Below are 18142 nucleotides of genomic sequence, written 5' to 3'. Positions count from 1 at the left end.
GATAGATTTACCCGCCATAAATATATAGAATTCGCTATCTCTGATAATAATACCGATGATTATGTTACAAACGCTGTATACCCTTCTGTTTTACATGATCCAGCCATTAATCTGGCTGCGCCTTTGGCTCCGGGGCCGCAAGATTCCCGCATATCGTAAACGCTGGGGCGAACGCTATGGTTTTTACAAGAATCAGGTAAAACCCGAAGGCATACTGCTGCACTCCGTGTCGGTCGGCGAAACGCTGGCGGCGGTGCCGCTGGTGCGGGCATTGCGCCATCGTTATCCCTCTTTGCCAATCACCGTCACCACCATGACCCCCACGGGCTCGGAACGCGCGCTTTCTGCTTTCGGCAAAGACGTTTACCACGTTTACCTGCCTTACGATCTGCCCGGCGCAATGTCACGTTTTCTGAACCATATTCAGCCGCGTCTGGTGATCGTGATGGAAACCGAACTCTGGCCAAACATGATCCAGGCGTTGCACCAACGCCATATCCCGCTGATTATCGCCAACGCCCGGCTGTCGGAACGTTCGGCCAACGGCTACCGTAAACTGGGCGGTTTTATGCGCGCGTTGCTGCGCCGCATCACGTTGATCGCCGTGCAAAATGCGGAAGACGGCGAACGTTTTATCGATCTGGGCCTCAAGCGCAGCCAGCTCAATGTCACCGGCAGCTTGAAATTTGATATTTCCGTCACGCCGGAACTGGCGGCGCGCGCCGTCACGCTGCGTCGTCAATGGGCATCGCAACGCCCGGTATGGATAGCCGCCAGTACCCATGAAGGCGAAGAAAAAATCATTATCGATGCGCACTGCGAGTTGCTCAGGAGTTTCCCCACCCTGCTGTTGATTCTGGTGCCGCGTCACCCGGATCGTTTCGACGACGCGAAAGCTATCGTGAAAAAAGCTGGCCTGGAGTACACGTTGCGCAGCTCAGGCGCCATTCCTCCAGCCAGTTCTCATGTGGTGATTGGCGATACCATGGGAGAGCTGATGCTGCTTTACGGCATCGCCGATCTGGCGTTTGTCGGCGGCAGCCTGATCGAACGCGGTGGTCATAACCCGCTGGAACCTGCCGCGCATGCGATTCCGGTGCTGATGGGGCCGCATATTTTCAACTTCAAGGATATCTGCGCCCGGCTGCGGGAATCCGACGGCCTGATTACCGTCACAGACACCCGCTCGCTGGTGGAGCAAGCCTCCAATCTGCTTGCCGATGAGGATTACCGCCGTTATTACGGCCGCCATGCAGTAGAGGTACTGCACAAGAATCAGGGCGCGCTGCAAAGCTTGCTGACCCTGCTTGAGCCTTATCTACCGCCCCGGAGCCAGTAATGAGTCGCAAACGTCTCTCCGTGGTACTCATCAGCCGGGATGCGGCTGAATTGCTGCCCGATTGTTTGTCTTCCGTCGCCTGGGCTGATGAAATCATCGTGCTGGACTCCGGCAGCCGCGACGATACCGTGGAGGTCGCACGTCAATTCGGCGCTATCGTCCATCAGACGACGGACTGGCCCGGTTATGGCAAACAGCGACAGCGGGCGCAACAGTACGCCAGCGGCGATTACATTTTCATGCTGGATACCGATGAACGAGTGACTCCTGAGCTGCGCCAATCCATCGAAGCCGTACTGGTATCATCCGCCGCCGATACCGTTTATCGCTGTGCCCGCCGCAATCTGTTTTTGGGGCGCTTCATGCGCCACAGCGGCTGGTATCCCGACCATGTGATCCGTCTCTATTCCCGGCAATACCATTACAATGACAACGATGTGCACGAATCCCTCGCCTACGGCAATGCCCGCGTCGTCACGTTGCAAGGCGACCTGAAGCATCTGACGTGTCGCGATTTTTTCACCTTCCAGCAAAAACAACATGCGTATGCCGAAAGCTGGGCCCGGGCACGCTTCCGGCAGGGGAAACGCTGCGGCTATCTGTCCATTCTGACTCACACCCTGGGCGCCTTCGTCAAAACCTGGTTGCTGCGCGGCGGGGTGCTGGACGGGAAACAGGGTTTTTTGCTGGCGCTCGTTAATGCACAGTACACCTTTAACAAATATACTGGCCTGTGGGCATTGAACCAGCAGCGCGACCTCAGCAACCAAGGCCAGCACCATGAAGACTAGAGCGATTTACCCCGGCACCTTCGATCCGCTGACCAACGGTCATCTGGATTTGCTCACCCGCGCGGCGCGCATGTTCGATCACCTGATACTGGCGATAGCCGCCAGCCCCAGCAAAAACACGTTATTTACTCTGGATGAGCGCGTCGCACTGGCCCGGCAAGCCACGGGGCATCTGAAAAATGTGGAAGTGATTGGTTTTAGCGATCTGATGGCCAGTTTCGCCAAACAGCAACACGCGACCATTCTGGTGCGCGGCCTGCGGGCGATTTCAGATTTCGAATACGAACTACAGCTGGCCAAGATGAATACACACCTGATGCCAACGCTGGAAAGCGTGTTTCTGATGCCGTCGGAAAAATGGTCGTTCATCTCCTCCACATTGGTGAAGGAGGTTGCGCGTCACGGCGGCGACGTATCCCATTTTTTACCGGCCCCGATCACAGCGGCGTTAAGCCAGAAACTGCTCTGAATCCCTTTTCCGATTGCGATACCTGCGCAAACGGCGGGCACAACAGCCAGCCGGTTAGGATCGATACCGCCCCGACGACGCCGCAGACAGTTCTCGCGACGAGCGGAGATTAAGGCGGCGTCTCATCACCCCGCACTCGCCGCTTATGTCGCGTCGAAAAATACGCCGCACATTGGAGGCAGATGAACCGGGGAAAAACCCCCGCACTCGCCACGTCGGCATCGCGGATCTCGCCTCATCCTAATGCTGGCAATGTCGGCAGAAAAAGGTGCTGCGTTGCCCCTGTTTCACGCTTTCAACCGGTGTACCGCACTGGCGGCAAGGCTCGCCGGTGCGGCCGTAAACCTGTAATGCCTGGGCAAAATACCCCGGCTTGCCGTCCGACTGGAGAAAATCTCTCAGCGTTGTCCCGCCTTGCTCAATGGAACGCTGCAGTACCGCTCTGATGGTGGCGACCAGACGATGTGCTTCCTGTTCACTCAGGGAGCCCGCGGGTCGATCAGGCAGGATCCCGGCGCCGAACAGCGATTCGCTGGCGTAAATATTCCCAACACCCACGACCAGCTTGTTATCCATGATCCACAGTTTCACCGGTGTTTTCCGGCCGCGCGACTGTGAGAACAGATATTCGCCGGTAAACGCCGCTCCCAATGGCTCCAGCCCCAGGTGCGCCAGTACCGGGCTGGTTGATGGATCTGGGCTCCACAACCAGGCGCCAAAACGGCGAGGGTCGGTATAACGCAGCACTTTCCCGCTATCCAGCACCAGATCGACATGATCATGCTTGTCCGGCTCAATGTACTCCGGTAGTACCCGCAGACTGCCTGACATCCCCAGATGCACAATCATCCAGCCGGACGTCAGTTCAATCAGCAGATATTTGGCGCGCCGCTGTACGCTCAGCACCGGCGTATCGCTCAACGACAGAATTTCAGGAGATACCGGCCAGCGTAATCTGGCATTACGCACCTCCGCATAGAGAATGGTATGACCGACCAGATAGGGTTCAATCCCCCGTCTGCTGGTCTCAACCTCCGGTAATTCCGGCATACACCCTCCTGTCATCGCTGAACGTTACGGATAAAAAAACCCGGCCTAAGCCGGGTTTTTATGCATCCACTAAAATTATTTAATTTTAGCTTCTTTGTAGACGACGTGCTGACGAACAACCGGATCGAATTTTTTCAGTTCCAGTTTTTCAGGCATCGTGCGCTTGTTCTTCGTAGTGGTATAGTAGTGACCAGTACCAGCAGAAGAAACCAGCTTGATCTTCTCGCGAACACCTTTAGCCATGATTCAGTTCCTTAATACTTTTCACCACGGGCACGCAGATCGGCGAGAACCGCTTCAATACCCTTTTTATCAATAACACGCATACCTTTGGCAGATACACGCAGCGTCACAAAGCGCTTTTCGCCTTCAACCCAGAAACGGTGTGAATGCAGGTTCGGCAGAAAACGGCGTTTGGTCGCGTTCATCGCGTGGGAACGGTTATTACCGGTCACCGGACGCTTGCCAGTAACTTGGCAGACTCGGGACATGTCTATTCTCCAAAAATCAAATCAGCTCGAGCTTCGTAGAGGGTGTTGGCCGCCTCGTCAGGCTTAGAGCCCATCTCAGCAACTTCACTGATTAAGACTCTGTCATCAGGCTAAACCTGCTGAGATAGGCTCTTAATGCCACACCCAAGATTCTCAAAGGTGGCGTAGTATACGCTTTGAAGCGAATCCGCTCAAGTCCCGAACAACCAAAGATCGCCTAGGATCGTGGAAATATCCCTCAAATCCACCCGCGCTCGGCAAAAGAAACGTACTCGCCGCGTCCGATTACCAGATGGTCAAGCACCCGAATCTCCAACAACCGACAAGCGTTGACGATATGCTCGGTAATCCTACGGTCAGCCTGGCTGGGCTCTGCCCTACCAGAGGGGTGATTATGCGCAAGAATCAGCGCCGCCGCATTCGATTTGAGCGCCTCGCGCACCACTTCCCGGGGATGAACCTCCACTGAGTTGATGGTGCCGGCGAACATTTCCTGATACCGGATGACGTGATGCTGATTATCCAAAAACATCACCAGAAAAATCTCTCGCTCCTGATGCGCCAGCAACAATTGCAGATACTGCAACGTGACTTCCGGACTCAGCATGGCGTCTTCTTGCGCCAGCTGACACGAGAACAGACGCCGGGCCAACTCCGCCACCGCCTGCAGTTGGGTATACTTGGACAGACCGACCCCCCGCACAGCATTAAACGCCGTCCAGTCGGCCGTCATCAAGCCATACAGCGAGCCAAACTGCTGTAATAAATGCTGCGCCAGCTCCATCACATGAATACCTTCAACCCCTGTGCGCAAAAAAATTGCCAGCAATTCAACATCACTAAGCGTCTCTACGCCAAAGGACATCAATTTTTCACGCGGTGCACATCCATCATTCCATTTCATAACCGTTCCCTCTCAGAATGGCTGCATCATCCCACGACGGAAAACCACCTTCGACCACGTAATAGCGCGATTGCGGCGTAGCCCGCAATGATTTCCGCAACGGAATGTATCCCCATAAATCAGAGACCGCTCACGCTCTTCCACTGCATAGCAATGATAAAAATTATTAACCAATCACATTGGCACACCACACGGGAGTCCCCTACCGATGCAAAGTCGATTTTTTAGCAATGCTTGCTTATTACTCATCGCGTTATCCGCCCCTCCGCTTTATGCCCGGCAACCATTGGATAATGCGGCTAAAACCGCACTCCAGACAGCGCTCCATGATGAGTACCACGCCGAAGCGTTTTATGCGGCGGTTATCGAGAAATTTGGTCAAGTCGCTCCGTTTAGTCACATCGTTAAAGCTGAACAGAATCATGCCCATGCATTAGCACAACTCATGCAAAAATATGGCATTCCCATACCACCGAATGTGTTATCCGGCAGCGTAGAAATTAAAAATACCGTCCCGGCGACATTGAAGGCCGCGTGTAAAATGGGCGTCGATGCGGAAATCGCCAATCAGGCGTTGTATGAAAAAACGTTGCTTCCAACAGTCAGCGCACATCAGGACATCACCCTCGTGTTTCAACGGCTGCGTGACGCTTCCCAAAATAATCACCTGCCTGCCTTTAAACAGTGCCAATAATGTCTTGGCCTTGCCTGTTACAGCCATGCCCATCACCATGAGCATGGCCGCAACGCCTGCGGGTAAAAACCGCGATCCAAAGAACGCCATCATCATCAGGATGGTTTCCCAACACTATGATAAAATACGGGCTCTTTTTGGCTGACGAGCGGATACAACGATGACAGCGTTATCCAATCTGCACGGACTTTCCGGCAAACACATTCTGCTGGGCATCAGCGGCGGCATCGCCGCCTACAAATGCCCGGAACTGGTACGACGGTTACGGGAACAAGGGGCTGACGTGCGCGTCGTGATGACCCCAGCCGCCAAGGCATTTATTACTCCGCTGACGCTACAGGCCGTTTCCGGCCATCCGGTGGCCGATGACTTGCTGGATCCCGCCGCCGAGGCGGCGATGGGGCATATCGAACTGGGTAAATGGGCGGATCTGGTCATTCTGGCGCCCGCTTCCGCCGATCTGATTGCGCGCATCGCCGCCGGCATGGCCAATGACCTCCTGAGCACGTTGTGCCTCGCCACGCCGGGCGCCATCGCCATTGCCCCGGCGATGAACCAACAGATGTACCGCGCCGCGCCCACCCAGCAGAATCTGGACACCCTGGCTTCGCGCGGCATCGCCATTTGGGGGCCGGATAGCGGCAGCCAAGCCTGCGGCGATATCGGGCCAGGGCGGATGATCGATCCGCGCGAGATCGTCTCTCGCGCCGAACAGCATTTTTCCCGCGTCAACGATCTGCAACACCTCAATATTATGATTACCGCCGGCCCGACCCGCGAAGCGCTGGATCCGGTGCGTTTTATCAGTAACCACAGCTCTGGGAAAATGGGGTTCGCTATCGCGCAAGCCGCCGCTGAACGCGGAGCGCATGTCACGCTGGTCGCCGGCCCCGTCAACCTGCCGACGCCCGACAACGTCGCCCGGATCGACGTCATCAGCGCGCAGGATATGCATCAAGCCGTTATGGCGCGCGCGGCGCAGCAACATATCGTGATCGGCTGCGCGGCCGTCGCCGATTATCGTCCCCAGGCCGTCGCCAGCGAAAAGATCAAGAAAAGCCAGCGGCACGGAGACGAAATGTGCGTCACGTTGGTGAAGAATCCGGATATCATCGCAGCAGTCGCCGCTATGGTTGAACACCGCCCTTATGTCGTCGGGTTTGCTGCCGAAACCACTAATGTGGAAGAATACGCGCGTCAGAAAATGGCCCGCAAAAAGCTGGACATGATCTGTGCGAACGATGTGTCCCTGACCGACAGTGGTTTCAACTCGGACAACAATGCGCTACACCTTTTCTGGCCCGAAGGCGACAAGCGGTTGCCGCAAGGCAGCAAACGCCAACTGGGCCAGCAGCTAATCGACGAGATTGTCAGCCGTTATGATGAAAAAAATTGACGTAAAAATTCTTGATCCGCGCATCGGGGAACAGTTCCCGCTACCGACTTACGCTACGCCGGGCTCGGCCGGGCTGGATCTGCGCGCTTGCCTGGATAGCGCGATCGCGTTGGCGCCCGGCGCCACTACGCTGATTCCCACCGGGCTTGCCATTCACATCGCCGACCCGGAACTGGCCGCCGTCATTCTTCCCCGTTCCGGTTTGGGCCACAAACACGGTGTGGTACTGGGTAATCTGGTCGGTCTGATCGATTCCGATTACCAGGGGCAGTTGATGGTCTCCGTCTGGAATCGCGGCAACCAATCCTTCACCGTACAACCTGGCGAGCGTATCGCCCAAATGGTGTTTGTACCGGTCGTACAGGCCGAATTTAATCTGGTTAACGATTTTGTCAGCAGTGAACGAGGAGACGGTGGGTTCGGTCATTCCGGCCGTCACTGATATACGGCCTTCCCTGCCTCCCAAAGAACGATAAGCCACAGCGTGTGTTGCGACTGTGGCGCCGTCCGATGCTTATCCATCAATATTTACCAAGGGTTTTTTCTGACATGGCAGAGAAAGAAAACACGAAAAAGAACCGCCGAGAGGAAATTTTGCAGGCGCTGGCGCAAATGCTGGAATCCAGCGACGGCAGCCAACGCATTACCACCGCAAAACTGGCCGCCAGCGTCGGCGTCTCCGAAGCCGCGCTTTACCGCCACTTTCCCAGCAAAACCCGCATGTTCGATAGCTTGATCGAGTTTATCGAAGACAGCCTGACGACACGTATCAATCTGATTTTGCAGGACGAAAAAGACACATTTAATCGACTACGGTTGATCCTGCTGCTGATTTTGGGGTTTGCGGAAAAAAACCCCGGTTTAACACGCATCCTCACCGGCCATGCATTGATGTTTGAACAAGACCGGCTGCAAGGACGCATCAATCAATTATTTGAGCGGATTGAATCCCAGCTTCGGCAAGTATTGCGCGAGCACAAGCTACGCAGCGGCCAAGCGTTCCAACACGATGAAACCCTGCTGGCAAGCCAGTTGCTGGCCTTCTGTGAAGGCATGCTCTCTCGCTTTACCCGTTCCGAGTTTCGCTACCTGCCGACGCAGGACTTCGATACCCGCTGGCCGCTGCTGGCCGCGCAAATCCAGTAAAGGCACGGGCCGCCACACCGACGTGGCGTGCCGTACTGCCCTCAGACTCCGTACTGCCGACGGTACGCCTGAACCGCCGCCAGATGACTAGCCATCTCCGGTTTTTCAGCCAGATAGCCAATCAACTCATTGAGAGTGATGATGGACGTCACCCGGCAATGATAATCACGCTCAACTTCCTGAATCGCGGACAATTCGCCACGGCCCCGTTCCTGACGATCAAGCGCAATCAACACGCCCGCCAGCGTTGCCCCTTGCGCGGCGATAATCTCCATCGATTCACGGATCGCGGTTCCCGCGGTAATCACATCATCCACCAGCATAATCCGCCCTGTTAGCGGGCTACCGACCAGGTTGCCGCCTTCACCATGATCTTTGGCTTCCTTGCGATTGAAACAGTAAGGCACATCCTGATCGTGGTGCTCCGCTAACGCCACGGCGGTGGTAGTGGCGATCGGAATCCCCTTGTAAGCCGGCCCGAACAACACGTCGAACTCAATACCGGCGTCCACCAGCGCAGCGGCATAGAAACGCCCCAGCAAGGCCAGATCACGCCCGGTATTGAACAATCCGGCGTTAAAGAAATAGGGGCTGGTGCGCCCGGATTTCAGGGTAAACTCACCGAATTTCAATACCTGCTTGCTGAGCGCGAACTCAATAAACTGGCGCTGATAGGCTTTCATTGACGACCTCTCTATTGTGGTGACAAGGCTGCCGAAAGCAGCCCGTGAAAATATCTGGCGCGTACCGTCTGACCGTCGCGCACCATAAAATATCCGGAGCAGGGGTTGGGTGGATGGCAAAACCGTGGCTAGACACGCCGCCTCCAGCCGATATAAAAAAGCGACCGCCTGGGTCGCTTAAAAAATCAGTTTGCCAGCGCAGCCTTCTGCGCTCTGATGATGTCCTCAATGCCTCCCCGAGCCAGCGCCAGCAGTTCCAGCAATTGCTCATGGCTGAAAGGCTCGCCCTCGGCGGTGCCCTGCACTTCGATCATGCGGCCGTCCTCGGTCATCACCACGTTCATATCGGTTTCGGCGGCGGAGTCTTCCACATACTCCAGATCACACACCGCTTCACCATTGACGATACCAACGGAAACCGCGGCCACCATGCCCTTCATCGGGTTTTTCGCCAATTTGCCGCTGGCTACCAAGCCGGCAATGGCATCTGCCAGCGCGACGCAGGCGCCGGTGATGGACGCAGTACGAGTGCCGCCGTCCGCCTGTAGCACATCACAATCGAGCGTAATGGTGTATTCGCCCAGCTTCGCCAAATCAACCGCCGCCCGCAACGAACGGGCAATCAGGCGCTGAATTTCCAGAGTACGACCACCCTGCTTGCCTCTGGCTGCTTCACGGGCATTGCGGCTGTGGGTCGCACGCGGCAGCATACCGTACTCTGCGGTTATCCAGCCTTGTCCCTGCCCTTTCAGAAAACGCGGCACGCCCTCTTCCACCGTGGCGGTACACAGCACTTTGGTATCGCCAAACTCCACCAGCACCGCCCCTTCGGCATGCTTGGTGTAATGACGGGTTAGGGTGATAGGGCGAGTTTGCTGTGCGCTACGGCCTGTTGGACGCATGGATCATCTCCGGCAGGTTCATTTGATTGGCGCGCATTATACGGCCTTCACCCTGCCCTGCCTACCGATAATCACGGCGTACCAGATACGGAAGCAGCGCGGATGCAAGAAATGAAACCGCTCGAATAGTAAAAGACACACCTCCGCCTTTGGTGCAGCGACCACCAATACTTTAATTCAGGTATTTTTCACAGAGTCCGTGACGACAAGAATTCAATATTGTTATATCCATCCTGTCTATACGGCACAGACTGATTTAACTCAGAAGTAGAGTCAGGAATTAAAAATGACAGCGCTTATTGATGCAAATTATAGCATCGTCATTGAAAATAAATTACCCGTTCGTTTTTTACTTAGAAATAAGTCTTCAAAGACAGATTAAATAGGTCAGAAAAATGCCTTTTGATACGTAATCCATGAATATCATATAGGATAGCGTTACTTATACCCCAAATAATTCGAGTTGCAGGACAACACGCTCGCGTGTTGAACAACGCCACGCGTTGGCCCTTTAGGACAAGGCTCGTAAGAGCCTTGTAACGCGGCAAGAGAGCGAATCCCGATGCGCTTACTCAGGTAAGTGATTCGGGTGAGCAAACGCCGCCAACACACCTGCAACGTGAAGTATGTCGGGTATATATTCTGGGAGACACTGACAGGCGCCTATTCCAGCATTCGTTTTACAGAAAAAGATCATTAATCTGGCAACAAATAAACTTACAAGACATTCCTATAAAACAGGTGTAACTCAGCAGCCAGTTTGATGGCATGCTTGGCGTTTGAAACACCAAGTTTGCTTACCACATTACGCATATGATACTTGACGGTACTGATACCAATATCAAGAATCATGGCGATTTCCTGATAGGTTTTTCCCATACTCGCCCAGTGAAGAATCTCATTTTCCCGCGGAGAGAGCAGTATCTTTCTACCATGAGGCGTTACGCCTTCCAATTCTTTATATAAAGAAAGCATTTTCTGATGCGTTAAGATCACAGTTTTTCTTTGCGCTCGTTGATGTATTCACGAAAATCAGCCTCGCAAAAATCACTCTGAAAAATGGAAAGCACCGCCAGATTATTTTTATTATCATGCAATACAAAGGTGTGCCCGGTACTGATATTATGATTACGTCCCACGTTGAAAATATTTGATGAATTCAAATCAGAAAAAAGCATTATTTTCTCATCCCAGGGAAAATCCTCCACCCCGTCCAATGCTCTAAAAATAATTGGATCAATCATCTGATAACTGCCTTCAAGATAAAGCGTAAACCAGGATGCATGATTATTAATAATCACCATATCATTCGGGTCTCGCTTATTCATGATGGCGTAAGCATACCTGACATCGCCATGCGGAAGTATTTCACTATCGAGATGGTTCTTTATCATTGTATTTATATGAGTATTATCAAAGTATCCACGCATTCATGATCGTCCATTTTCATAAGAATCATAATATTTATGCACCATCCAAACAGGTAAATAGAATAACCCGTCAGGCCAGGCTCATATTTATCGACACAACAACACCGATTATCGCCAGGGCAATAGAATAAATGGCGTTGAGAACCATTGGAATGAAAACGCATGACGACAATATAACCAATTGTTATTTTTGTATTTTTCCCTTATCACACCTTGCGATGGAACATTCTGCAAGGGCGGCCATAACCAGGGTGTGGTCTGAGACCGCATCGCGGTATTCATCCGCTGTCGGCATGGTATAAGATGGCGGTCTTCATATTTACAGCGGGCGAACAGGCCATGCTACCGGGTTGGCTTTCCGTGGAAACCCTATACCCTTAGGCGGCGCCGCATATTTCCGTTTGCCCAATGGATGCATTTATCAGCCGGGACCACCTCATGAACACAACGCCGCCCGCCGACAAAAAACGCCCCTGGTATCAGCAAGGTACGCCACCGGACTACCGCTTTTCTCTGGCTAATGAGCGCACGTTCCTCGCCTGGCTGCGCACTGCGTTGGCTTTTCTGGCGGGCGCCATCGCCATTGACCAGTTCGCTCCTACGTTAGCGCCGCCGGCTATTCGCGCCAGCATCGCCGTATTCCTGACGCTGACGTCAGCGCTGCTGGCGTGGATGGCTTACCGTCGCTGGGTTGCTAACGAACTGGCGATGCGTACCGGCCAGGCGCTCCCTTATACCCGGTTATTGCTGGTGGTGGCGTGCTGCGTCGGCGCTATCTCCATAGCACTGACGCTGATGATTCTCTGGCTGTAGGAATAAGGGAATGACACCGCCACCTTCGCCGCCACGCGACCCGGGTCTGCAACCGGAACGAACCCGGCTCGCTTGGTCGCGCACCGCTTTTATTATGTTAATCAACAGCGTACTGTTGCTCAGAGCGGGTTCGACACCGTCCCATCCGCCGCTCATGGCCATCGGCGTCTTTCTGCTGCTGGCGACGCTAATGATGTATCTCTGGTCGCGGCTAAGGCTACGCCATGCCTGCGCCAGTTCGCCTCTTTCGGCCCGCATGATGCTGCTGTTCACGATGGCGGTGGTGGGTGCCAACTTTGCGCTACTCATCACGCTATTACAGGCCTGATTTTCCTTTCCCAGAAGATTTTGCTATGCCTATCAGCCATAACATACAGGCATACCCATTTTGACCATCTTCACAAAAACTATTAATTAACATGAAGTTAAAAATAAAAACGCTATAACCTAAAGCTATGCCCCCCTAATAAACAAGCATTCGTCAGCCTAAAAGCATCGTGGAATAGTTTTTCCATCACCCTTTTTTCAATCACGGATAAGACATCATGCTGATTCCACAACCTTACCTGCTTTTTCTTGGCGATGTGACCGATCCCCTGGCGGTGAAAACGGCGCGCGGGATCCACACCTGGCGTCCCGAACAGTGCGTGGGTCAGCTACGCCTACCGGGCAGCGCCGTCTCACTGGGGCTGGACGATCTGGATATCGCCGACGCGGCGGCGCGCGGCGCCAAAACGCTGGTGCTGGGCACCGCCAATGCCGGGGGATTCCTGCCGGCGCACTGGCTGGATACCGTCCGCGCCGCGATCGAGGCCGGCATGAATGTCGCCAACGGCCTGCATCAACGCCTGACCGACGTCCCCGGTTTGCAGGAACTGGCCGACAAGCACCAGGTTCAGCTGTTCGATATCCGCCATATGCGCCCGGAACTGACCGTCGGCAGCGGAAAAACCCGCAGCGGCAAACGTGTCCTGACCGTCGGCACCGATTGCTCGGTGGGCAAAATGTACACCTCGCTGGCGTTGGAAGCGGCGATGCGCAAGCGGGGCATGAAAGCGGACTTCCGCGCCACCGGCCAGACCGGCGTACTGGTCGCGGGTGACGGCATCGCCATTGACGCCGTGATCGCCGATTTCATCGCCGGCGCGGCCGAAGCACTTTCTCCCGCCAATGACGACGACCACTGGGATATCGTCGAAGGCCAGGGATCGCTGTTCCATCCGTCCTATGCCGGCGTCACCACCGGCCTTATCCACGGTGCACAGCCGCACTGGCTGGTGATGTGCCATGAAATGGGCCGTCCGCACATGCGCCACCTGCCCCACCAGCCGATGGTGGAACTGGATGAATGCGTGGAAGCCTGTCTGCGCGCCGCCCGCGTCACCAATACCGCGGTGCAATTGGCCGGTTTCGCCATCAACACCTCCAACCACAGCGAGCAGGAAGCGCGGGACTATTGCCGTGAACTGAGCGAACGCTTCGGCGTCCCGGCAACCGACCCGATTCGTTTCGGTATCGACGATATCGCACAGCTGCTGAACACCCGGGGATAACCCTATGCGACAAATGCAAATCGAAACGCTGGAACTGCCGCTGGCGCGACCGTTCGCCATCTCCCGCGGCACCCGAACCGCCGTCACCGTGGTGCGGGTGACGCTGGAAGAGCGCGGGTTTATCGGACGCGGCGAGTGCACGCCCACCGCTCACTATCAGGAAACGGCGCAGAGCGTCGCTGCACAACTGGAATCGGTGCGTCACGCGGTGGAAAACGGCATGACGCTGGACGAACTGCAACGCCTGCTGCCGCCGGGCTCGGCCCGCAATGCGCTCGATTGCGCACTGTGGCGCCTGAACGCCGCCCTGAGCAAGCAGACGCTGTGGCAATACCTCGCCATTACGCCGCCGCAGTCGATCATCACCGCCGAGACCCTGAGTCTGGATAGCGTGGAAAAGATGACGCATGCCGCCAAAGACGCGGTATCTCGCGGCGCGCTGCTGCTGAAAATCAAACTCAACGGCGAACAGATTCTGGAAAAAGTGGCCGCGATTCGCCAGGCGGCGCCGAACGTCACCCTGATCGTCGACGCCAACGAAGCCTGGGGCGGGCAGGATCTGGAGCCATTATTACGCCAGCTGGCCGCCTACCGTATTGCCATGGTGGAACAGCCGCTGCCCGCCGGGCAGGACGCGGCGCTGGCCGACTTCACCCACGCCATTCCGGTGTGCGCGGACGAAAGCTGTCACCATTGCGGCGACATCGCCGCGTTGCGTGATCGTTACGAGATGATCAACATCAAGCTGGACAAATGCGGCGGTCTGACCGAAGCGCGAGCCATGGTAGCGCTGGCCCGCGAACAGGGCATGCGTATTATGGTGGGCTGTATGCTCGGCTCATCGCTGGCGATGGAAGCCGCACTGCCGGTCGCGCTGAGCGCCGAGCATGTCGATCTGGACGGCCCCATCTGGCTGGCGGCGGACAGTTCGCCCTACCTGACCTATAACCTTGGCCGCATCTGGCTATAAGCAACCACACCGGAGTGACGATGACGGACACCACCATAATTGAATCGACCGCCACAGCATCCGGTCAGGCACCGCGGCCGGTGCTGGAAATCAACGATCTGAGCGTCAGCTTCAGCGGACGATCCGGCACCAGCGAAGCGCTGAAAGGCGTGTCCTTCAGCCTGAACAAGGGTGAAGTGGTGGCGGTGGTGGGTGAAAGCGGCTCCGGCAAATCGGTCACGTCGCTGACCGTCATGGGGCTGCTGGCGGATTCCGCCACCATCAATCGCGGCAGCATCCGTTTCACTACCCGTTCCGGTCAGGCGCATTCGTTGCTGGAGATGAAAGACGACGCGCGTCGGGCGCTGCGTGGGCGCGAAATGTCGATGATTTTTCAGGAACCGATGACCTCGCTCAACCCGGTGCTGAAAGTCAGCGACCAGCTCACCGAAGCGCTGATAGACCACCAAATGTGCGACGCCGCCAGCGCCAGCGCCCAGGCGCGCGAGCTGCTGCGCAAAGTCCGCATCGCCGACGTCGATCGGGTGATGAACAGTTACCCCCACGCCCTGTCCGGCGGCATGCGCCAGCGCGTGATGATTGCCCAGGCGCTGGCCTGCAATCCGCAATTACTGATCGCCGACGAACCCACCACCGCCCTGGACGTCACCGTGCAGGCGCGCATTCTGCAAATCCTGCGCGATTTACAGCGCCAGAGCGACATGGCGGTACTGTTCATCACCCACGACATGGGCGTGGTGGCGGAAATCGCCGATCGCGTGGTGGTGATGTACCGCGGCGAAGTGGTGGAACAGGGGCGCGTGGACGATATTTTCAACCGCCCGCAGCACGACTACACCAAAGCGCTGCTGGCGGCGGTGCCGAAGCTCGGCGACATGCGCGACAGCGCCTGGCCCCGACGCTTCCCGCTGTTAGGGCAACAGAGTGAAGAAACCGCGCAAGACCACATGACCGCGCAGTATGACGCCTTGCCGCTGCTGGATGTTCGCGGCCTGAAAGTCTACTACCCGGTACGCAGCGGGCTGTTGTCCGCCGTCACCCACCGGGTGCACGCGGTGGAGCAGATCGATTTTGCCGTCTGGCCGGGTGAAACGCTGGCGATTGTCGGCGAATCCGGCTGCGGCAAGTCCACCACCGGTCGGGCGCTGCTGCGGCTGGTGGAAAGCGAGTCGGAAAGTCTGCTGTTTGAAGGGCACGAAATCGCCGTCATGCGGGATCGGGACTTTCTGCCGCTGCGCCGCAAAATGCAGATGGTGTTTCAGGATCCCTATGCCTCCCTCAATCCACGGCTGACGGTCGGTTTCACCATTGCCGAGCCGCTGCTGCTGCACGGTCTGGTGAAATCGCTGGAAGAAGCCACGCCGCAGGTGCAGACGCTGCTGAAAAGCGTCGGTCTGCCGCCGGAATATGCCCGCCGTTATCCGCACGAATTTTCCGGCGGTCAGCGCCAGCGCATCGCCATCGCCCGCGCCATGGCGCTCAAACCGCAGGTGATCATCGCCGACGAGGCGGTCTCCGCGCTGGACGTATCGATTCAGGCGCAGGTGGTCAACCTGATGATGGACTTGCAACAAAAAACCGGCGTGTCGTGGATCTTCATTTCCCACGATATGGCGGTGGTGGAACGCATCGCCAACCGCGTCGCGGTCATGTACCTCGGGCAGATTGTCGAGATCGGCCCGCGCCAGTCGGTGTTCAATAATCCGCAGCACCCCTATACCCGTCGGCTGCTGGCCTCCGTGCCGATTGCCGACCCCAACCGACGCTATGCGCGCCAGCTGGACGACAGCGAGATCCCGTCGCCGTTACGCAAGGCCAATGAGCAGGTCGCCAAGGCACAGTACCGTCAGGTCGGCCCGCACCACTGGGTCAGCGATGCCGAGATCGGGCGCTGACAGATAACACAACAACCACAACATCCCATACACCACCACACAGCATCACAGGAGAGCACCATGAAACCGTTACTACGTCGTTCCGCCCTCGCCCTCGGGCTGTCGCTCTGTCTGGCCGCTGCGGCTCAGGCTCAGGATCTGCGCATTTCCATGTATGCCGACATCACCGGGTTCGACCCGCACGATACCTCGGATACACTGAGCTACTCGATCCAGAGCGGGGTATTCGAGCGTCTGTTCCAGTTCGACAATCAGATGAAACTGGTGCCGCGCCTGGCCACCAGCTACACCGGCAATGCCGATGCCACCGAATACACCATCACGCTGCGCGAAGGCGTCACCTTCCAGGACGGTACGCCGTTCAACGCCGACGCGGTGAAAGCCAACCTTGACCGTCTGGCCGACCAAACCAAGGGCCTGAAACGCAACAGCCTGTTCAACATGATCAAGAGCGTCACCGTGCTGTCTCCGACGCAGGTGAAGATCGAACTGAACAAATCCTTCGGCGCCTTTATCAACACCCTGGCCCACCCGTCGGCGGTGATGCACAGCCCAGCAGCGCTGAAACAGTATCCCGATGAAACCCAACTGCGCGTACACCCGGTCGGCACCGGCCCGTTCAAGTTTGTCGAATGGCAACAGGGTAAAGACGTGAAGCTGGTAAAAAACGACAGCTACTGGCAGAAAGGCTGGCCGAAAGTCGACAGCGTGACCTTCTACCCGTCGCCGGAAGACGCCACCCGCGTCGCGGCGCTGAAAGCCAACCAGTCGGACGCTATCTATCCGCTGCCGTCCGATTTGGTGAAAACCGTTGAAGATGACGCAAAACTGGCTATCCAGCGCGATCCCAGCATCTATTTGTTCTATATGGCGATCAACACCCAACACGGGCCGCTGAGTGATGTGCGGGTGCGTCAGGCGCTGAACTACGCCATCAACCGTAACCTGTGGCTGAAAGTCGGCTTTGCCGGCATGGGTCTGCCGGCCTCTTCGGCGATGGCGCCGCGCGTGCAGTTCTTCGCCAGCCAGAGCGAACCGAACTACACCTACAGCCCGGCCAAAGCCAAAGAACTGCTGAAGGAAGCCGGTTACGAAAAAGGCCTGGAGCTGAAACTGTGGACGACCAACCGTACCGACTATGTACGTAGCGCCCAGTTCTTCAAACAGCAGTTGGAGCAGGTCGGTATCAAAGTCACCGTCACCCCGATGGACTCCGGTACCCGTAACGAAAAACTGTTCGGCGTGAAAGACCCGACACAGGCTGAATTCGACCTGTACTACGGCGGCTGGTCGCCCTCCACCGGCGATGCCGACTGGGCGCTGCGTCCGCTGTTCGCCACCGAATCCTGGGTACCGAAGGCCTACAACGTTTCCTACTACAGCAATGCTGACGTCGATAAAGCGATCGTGGCCGGCCTGGCAACCGCCGACAACACCAAGCGCGCCGCCGCCTACGCCGAAGCGCAGAAGCTGATCTGGAAAGACGCGCCGGTGGTGTTCCTGGGCGTACCGGACAACCTGGTGGGTAAAGTGAAGAATCTGTCCGGCGTTTACATGCTGGCGGACGGTTCGCTGATTTTCGATCAGGCTGAGTTCAAGTAATCACACGGGGGATC

21 protein-coding genes are annotated in these 18142 nt (G+C 56.3%); 13 read left to right on the top strand and 8 right to left on the bottom strand.

Translation table 11 applies throughout. The features are described from left to right. Nucleotides 1–61: 61 nt before the first annotated feature. From waaA to coaD, 3 genes are read left to right on the top strand one after another with little or no spacing between them, the layout of a single operon-like run. Nucleotides 62–1339 (top strand): lipid IV(A) 3-deoxy-D-manno-octulosonic acid transferase, encoded by a 1278-nt coding sequence (gene waaA, locus DPA2511_RS00850; protein ID WP_023638091.1) that lies wholly within the window; start codon nt 62–64, stop codon nt 1337–1339. Continuing rightward, nucleotides 1339–2130, top strand: a complete 792-nt coding sequence (locus DPA2511_RS00845) for a glycosyltransferase family 2 protein (RefSeq protein ID WP_012763805.1) — start codon at nt 1339–1341, stop codon at nt 2128–2130. Before waaA ends, DPA2511_RS00845 begins: the two co-directional genes overlap by 1 nt. Then, on the top strand, nt 2120–2599 hold the full coding sequence (coaD, locus tag DPA2511_RS00840; RefSeq protein WP_012763804.1) for a pantetheine-phosphate adenylyltransferase: 480 nt from the start codon (nt 2120–2122) through the stop codon (nt 2597–2599). Before DPA2511_RS00845 ends, coaD begins: the two co-directional genes overlap by 11 nt. A gap of 240 nt (nt 2600–2839) precedes the next feature. Here coaD and mutM read toward each other — a convergent pair whose 3' ends face one another. From mutM to radC, 4 genes are all read right to left on the bottom strand, one after another. Continuing rightward, a complete protein-coding gene (mutM, locus tag DPA2511_RS00835; protein WP_012763803.1) occupies nt 2840–3649 on the bottom strand; it encodes a bifunctional DNA-formamidopyrimidine glycosylase/DNA-(apurinic or apyrimidinic site) lyase in 810 nt (269 codons plus the stop codon). Nucleotides 3650–3724: 75 nt separating this feature from the next. Continuing rightward, a complete protein-coding gene (rpmG, locus tag DPA2511_RS00830; RefSeq protein WP_012763802.1) occupies nt 3725–3892 on the bottom strand; it encodes a 50S ribosomal protein L33 in 168 nt (55 codons plus the stop codon). Between the two features lie 11 nt (nt 3893–3903). Then, nucleotides 3904–4140, bottom strand: coding sequence for a 50S ribosomal protein L28 (gene rpmB / locus DPA2511_RS00825; protein WP_012763801.1), 237 nt, complete (start codon nt 4138–4140; stop codon nt 3904–3906). 238 nt (nt 4141–4378) lie between these two features. Continuing rightward, a complete protein-coding gene (radC, locus tag DPA2511_RS00820; RefSeq protein ID WP_012763800.1) occupies nt 4379–5044 on the bottom strand; it encodes a RadC family protein in 666 nt (221 codons plus the stop codon). Between the two features lie 208 nt (nt 5045–5252). Here radC and DPA2511_RS00815 point away from each other — a divergent pair, with 208 nt between their 5' ends. From DPA2511_RS00815 to slmA, 4 genes are all read left to right on the top strand, one after another. Continuing rightward, nucleotides 5253–5738 (top strand): ferritin-like domain-containing protein, encoded by a 486-nt coding sequence (locus DPA2511_RS00815; RefSeq protein WP_012763799.1) that lies wholly within the window; start codon nt 5253–5255, stop codon nt 5736–5738. A gap of 160 nt (nt 5739–5898) precedes the next feature. Continuing rightward, nucleotides 5899–7134: a bifunctional phosphopantothenoylcysteine decarboxylase/phosphopantothenate--cysteine ligase CoaBC gene (gene coaBC / locus DPA2511_RS00810; protein WP_012763798.1), complete on the top strand. Its 1236-nt coding sequence runs from the start codon at nt 5899–5901 to the stop codon at nt 7132–7134. Then, nucleotides 7118–7576 (top strand): dUTP diphosphatase, encoded by a 459-nt coding sequence (gene dut / locus DPA2511_RS00805; RefSeq protein ID WP_012763797.1) that lies wholly within the window; start codon nt 7118–7120, stop codon nt 7574–7576. Before coaBC ends, dut begins: the two co-directional genes overlap by 17 nt. A gap of 107 nt (nt 7577–7683) precedes the next feature. After that, nucleotides 7684–8280: a nucleoid occlusion factor SlmA gene (gene slmA / locus DPA2511_RS00800; protein ID WP_012763796.1), complete on the top strand. Its 597-nt coding sequence runs from the start codon at nt 7684–7686 to the stop codon at nt 8278–8280. Between the two features lie 41 nt (nt 8281–8321). Here the strand turns inward: slmA and pyrE are convergent, their stop codons facing one another. The 4 genes from pyrE to DPA2511_RS23780 form a co-directional block, all read right to left on the bottom strand. Continuing rightward, nucleotides 8322–8963, bottom strand: coding sequence for an orotate phosphoribosyltransferase (gene pyrE / locus DPA2511_RS00795; protein ID WP_012763795.1), 642 nt, complete (start codon nt 8961–8963; stop codon nt 8322–8324). Between the two features lie 185 nt (nt 8964–9148). Then, a complete protein-coding gene (gene rph / locus DPA2511_RS00790; protein WP_012763794.1) occupies nt 9149–9865 on the bottom strand; it encodes a ribonuclease PH in 717 nt (238 codons plus the stop codon). 717 nt (nt 9866–10582) lie between these two features. Further along, nucleotides 10583–10861, bottom strand: coding sequence for a response regulator transcription factor (locus DPA2511_RS23785; protein WP_051122227.1), 279 nt, complete (start codon nt 10859–10861; stop codon nt 10583–10585). Next, on the bottom strand, nt 10858–11295 hold the full coding sequence (locus DPA2511_RS23780) for an autoinducer binding domain-containing protein (RefSeq protein ID WP_226376618.1): 438 nt from the start codon (nt 11293–11295) through the stop codon (nt 10858–10860). Before DPA2511_RS23780 ends, DPA2511_RS23785 begins: the two co-directional genes overlap by 4 nt. A 438-nt stretch (nt 11296–11733) precedes the next feature. On the opposite strand from DPA2511_RS23780, the gene DPA2511_RS00780 reads away from it, so the two are divergent. The 6 genes from DPA2511_RS00780 (at nt 11734) to DPA2511_RS00755 (ending at nt 18128) form a co-directional block, all read left to right on the top strand. Beyond that, the gene (locus DPA2511_RS00780) at nt 11734–12108 is read left to right on the top strand and encodes a YidH family protein (protein ID WP_012763793.1); all 375 of its coding nucleotides are present in this window, start codon (nt 11734–11736) and stop codon (nt 12106–12108) included. Nucleotides 12109–12118: 10 nt separating this feature from the next. Next, on the top strand, nt 12119–12436 hold the full coding sequence (locus DPA2511_RS00775) for a DUF202 domain-containing protein (protein WP_012763792.1): 318 nt from the start codon (nt 12119–12121) through the stop codon (nt 12434–12436). Between the two features lie 217 nt (nt 12437–12653). Continuing rightward, complete coding sequence (dgcN, locus tag DPA2511_RS00770; RefSeq protein ID WP_012763791.1) at nt 12654–13661, top strand: N-acetyltransferase DgcN; 1008 nt, start codon at nt 12654–12656, stop codon at nt 13659–13661. Between the two features lie 4 nt (nt 13662–13665). Continuing rightward, nucleotides 13666–14631: an N-acetyl-D-Glu racemase DgcA gene (gene dgcA, locus DPA2511_RS00765; RefSeq protein ID WP_012763790.1), complete on the top strand. Its 966-nt coding sequence runs from the start codon at nt 13666–13668 to the stop codon at nt 14629–14631. Nucleotides 14632–14651: 20 nt separating this feature from the next. After that, the gene (locus DPA2511_RS00760) at nt 14652–16526 is read left to right on the top strand and encodes an ABC transporter ATP-binding protein (protein WP_012763789.1); all 1875 of its coding nucleotides are present in this window, start codon (nt 14652–14654) and stop codon (nt 16524–16526) included. 60 nt (nt 16527–16586) lie between these two features. After that, entirely contained in the window at nt 16587–18128 is a 1542-nt protein-coding gene (locus DPA2511_RS00755; RefSeq protein ID WP_012763788.1) for a glutathione ABC transporter substrate-binding protein, read from the top strand. Nucleotides 18129–18142 lie beyond the last annotated feature (14 nt).

The sequence above is a fragment of the Musicola paradisiaca NCPPB 2511 genome, from assembly GCF_000400505.1.
Taxonomy (GTDB): Bacteria; Pseudomonadota; Gammaproteobacteria; order Enterobacterales; family Enterobacteriaceae; genus Musicola; species Musicola paradisiaca.
Note: the sequence above shows the minus strand (reverse complement) of the source record. Positions and strands in the feature narration are given on the sequence as shown.

Coding starts and splice junctions, on each gene's coding strand:
- DPA2511_RS23780 (WP_226376618.1), bottom strand. CDS start 11,295: ATGCGTGGATACTTTGATAATACTCATATAAATACAATGATAAAGAAC.
- DPA2511_RS00760 (WP_012763789.1), top strand. CDS start 14,652: ATGACGGACACCACCATAATTGAATCGACCGCCACAGCATCCGGTCAG.
- rpmB (WP_012763801.1), bottom strand. CDS start 4,140: ATGTCCCGAGTCTGCCAAGTTACTGGCAAGCGTCCGGTGACCGGTAAT.
- rph (WP_012763794.1), bottom strand. CDS start 9,865: ATGCGTCCAACAGGCCGTAGCGCACAGCAAACTCGCCCTATCACCCTA.
- mutM (WP_012763803.1), bottom strand. CDS start 3,649: ATGCCGGAATTACCGGAGGTTGAGACCAGCAGACGGGGGATTGAACCC.
- slmA (WP_012763796.1), top strand. CDS start 7,684: ATGGCAGAGAAAGAAAACACGAAAAAGAACCGCCGAGAGGAAATTTTG.
- dut (WP_012763797.1), top strand. CDS start 7,118: ATGATGAAAAAAATTGACGTAAAAATTCTTGATCCGCGCATCGGGGAA.
- waaA (WP_023638091.1), top strand. CDS start 62: ATGTTACAAACGCTGTATACCCTTCTGTTTTACATGATCCAGCCATTA.
- dgcN (WP_012763791.1), top strand. CDS start 12,654: ATGCTGATTCCACAACCTTACCTGCTTTTTCTTGGCGATGTGACCGAT.
- DPA2511_RS00755 (WP_012763788.1), top strand. CDS start 16,587: ATGAAACCGTTACTACGTCGTTCCGCCCTCGCCCTCGGGCTGTCGCTC.
- radC (WP_012763800.1), bottom strand. CDS start 5,044: ATGAAATGGAATGATGGATGTGCACCGCGTGAAAAATTGATGTCCTTT.
- pyrE (WP_012763795.1), bottom strand. CDS start 8,963: ATGAAAGCCTATCAGCGCCAGTTTATTGAGTTCGCGCTCAGCAAGCAG.
- coaD (WP_012763804.1), top strand. CDS start 2,120: ATGAAGACTAGAGCGATTTACCCCGGCACCTTCGATCCGCTGACCAAC.
- DPA2511_RS00845 (WP_012763805.1), top strand. CDS start 1,339: ATGAGTCGCAAACGTCTCTCCGTGGTACTCATCAGCCGGGATGCGGCT.
- dgcA (WP_012763790.1), top strand. CDS start 13,666: ATGCGACAAATGCAAATCGAAACGCTGGAACTGCCGCTGGCGCGACCG.
- DPA2511_RS00775 (WP_012763792.1), top strand. CDS start 12,119: ATGACACCGCCACCTTCGCCGCCACGCGACCCGGGTCTGCAACCGGAA.
- DPA2511_RS00815 (WP_012763799.1), top strand. CDS start 5,253: ATGCAAAGTCGATTTTTTAGCAATGCTTGCTTATTACTCATCGCGTTA.
- rpmG (WP_012763802.1), bottom strand. CDS start 3,892: ATGGCTAAAGGTGTTCGCGAGAAGATCAAGCTGGTTTCTTCTGCTGGT.
- coaBC (WP_012763798.1), top strand. CDS start 5,899: ATGACAGCGTTATCCAATCTGCACGGACTTTCCGGCAAACACATTCTG.
- DPA2511_RS00780 (WP_012763793.1), top strand. CDS start 11,734: ATGAACACAACGCCGCCCGCCGACAAAAAACGCCCCTGGTATCAGCAA.